At 50.5% G+C, this 1,832-nt stretch carries 1 protein-coding gene; it reads left to right on the top strand.

The window, feature by feature from the left end:
• Window positions 1-1,832 (top strand): glutamate synthase-related protein (locus tag PX482_RS00795; RefSeq protein ID WP_288121957.1); only part of this gene is annotated, 1,832 nt, incomplete at both ends.

Raw genomic sequence — 1,832 nt, 5'->3', positions numbered from 1 at the left:
GAATTACGTCTTTTATTAGCCCCCATGGGCCGGGATGGAGTGGAAGCAGTGGGTTCCATGGGTTCCGATACACCCCTAGCCGTCTTGTCCGATCGGCCAAAACTGCTTTATGATTACTTTCAGCAGTTATTCGCCCAAGTCACTAACCCCCCGATTGACTCGATTCGCGAAGAAATTATCACCTCTCCCATCACCACTATCGGCGCGGAGAGAAATCTCTTGGATCCGCAGCCCGAAAGCTGTCACCTGATTAAACTTAACTCTCCCATCCTCACTAACGCCCAATTAGCGCGTTTACAGGGCAATAGCGAATTTAAAACCGTGACTATTCCCATTCTCTTCGATCCCACTTCGGGAGTCGAGGGGATGCGTAGCACAATTGAGGCAATTTGTCAAGAGGTGGACGAGGCAATTTTAGCGGGCGCAAGCATTATTATTTTAAGCGATCGAGGTATCGATAAAAATCACGCCCCGATTCCCTCACTGCTGGCGGTTGCCGGTTTACACCATCACCTCATCCGGCAGGGAACCCGCACCAGAGTCGGCCTTGTCCTGGAATCCGGCGAACCCCGGGAAGTGCATCACTACGCCCTTTTACTCGGTTATGGTTGCGGTGCGATTAATCCCTATCTAGCCTTTGCCACCCTCGGCAGTATGATCGAGGAAGGTTTATTGGTAGGAGTTGACCACCAGACCGCCTGTAAAAACTACATAAAAGCCGCCACCAAGGGCGTAATTAAAGTGGCCTCTAAAATTGGCATTTCCACCCTGCAAAGCTACCGTGGGGCGCAAATATTCGAGGCTATTGGCTTAAATCGATCGGTAGTCGATCGCTATTTTACTTGGACAGCTTCCCGCATTGAAGGGGCCGATTTAGAAATTATTGCCCGGGAATCCCTACTCAGACACGGCCACGCTTTCCCCGACCGGGATGTTAATGTGCATACCCTCGATATTGGCGGTGAATATCAATGGCGTAAGGACGGGGAAGCCCATCTTTTTAGCCCAGAAACCATTCATACCCTGCAACAAGCGGTAAAATTGGGCAAATACGACCTCTTTAAGAAATATTCCCAACTGGTCAACCAACAGAATCAAAAATTCTTCACCCTGCGGGGACTATTAACCTTTAAAAACCGGGAAAGTATCCCCATCGAAGAAGTGGAACCGATTGAAGCGATTATGAAACGCTTTAAAACCGGGGCCATGAGTTACGGTTCCATTTCCAAAGAGGCCCACGAATCCCTCGCTATTGCCATGAATCGTATCGGTGGCAAGTCGAACACCGGGGAAGGGGGCGAAGATTCCGAGCGCTACACTTGGACAAATGAACGGGGAGACTCGAAAAATAGTGCCATTAAACAGGTAGCTTCCGGCCGTTTTGGTGTCACCAGTCTTTACCTCTCCCAAGCGCGAGAATTGCAGATAAAGATGGCCCAGGGGGCAAAACCGGGCGAAGGCGGTCAATTACCGGGTAAAAAAGTCTATCCTTGGATTGCCAAAGTCCGTCACTCCACCCCCGGAGTCGGTTTAATCTCTCCCCCACCCCACCACGATATCTACTCCATTGAAGACCTCGCGGAGTTGATTCATGACCTAAAAAATGCCAATCGCGCGGCCAGAGTGAGCGTAAAACTGGTTTCTGAGGTGGGAGTTGGCACAATCGCCGCCGGAGTCGCTAAAGCTCACGCCGACGTGGTTTTAATCTCTGGTTTCGATGGTGGGACCGGTGCCTCACCCCAAACCTCGATTAAACACGCGGGTTTACCCTGGGAGTTGGGACTAGCAGAAACCCATCAAACATTGGTGTTAAATAATCTTCGCAGTCGCAT

It is taken from the genome of Microcystis sp. M53602_WE12, from assembly GCF_030065455.1.
Taxonomy (GTDB): domain Bacteria; phylum Cyanobacteriota; class Cyanobacteriia; order Cyanobacteriales; family Microcystaceae; genus Microcystis; species Microcystis aeruginosa.
This window is presented reverse-complemented; position numbering and strand designations above follow the sequence as displayed.